This is a genomic window from Ralstonia pickettii, from assembly GCF_001699815.1.
Lineage (GTDB): Bacteria > Pseudomonadota > Gammaproteobacteria > Burkholderiales > Burkholderiaceae > Ralstonia > Ralstonia thomasii.
In genome coordinates, this window is record NZ_MCGB01000011.1 from 1 (window position 1) to 228 (window position 228).

Sequence of the window (228 nt, forward strand, 5' to 3'; positions counted from 1 at the left end):
GTTGGCACGGAAGCCGCGCCAGTCGCGGGCCACAAAGCCGGTGGCCGATTCGAGCGCGGCGGCCAGGGCCTCGGCGCGCGCATGGGACGAGTGGCGGCGGATCGCGGCCGCGAACTCGGCCAGGGTCAGGCGGGAACCCCAGCGCACCAAGTAGCCCCATGCGGCGATAGCGTGGCGGATCAGTTCGTTGGTGGCAGTGTCGGTAGCGGTCTTGCTCATGGTCATGTC

The 228-nt window shown here is 70.2% G+C and carries 1 protein-coding gene; it reads right to left on the reverse strand.

The window, feature by feature from the left end:
• A partial coding sequence (locus BEK68_RS01635; protein WP_065851537.1) for a hypothetical protein occupies window positions 1-219 on the reverse strand: 219 nt, incomplete at its 3' end.
• Window positions 220-228: the final 9 nt, after the last annotated feature.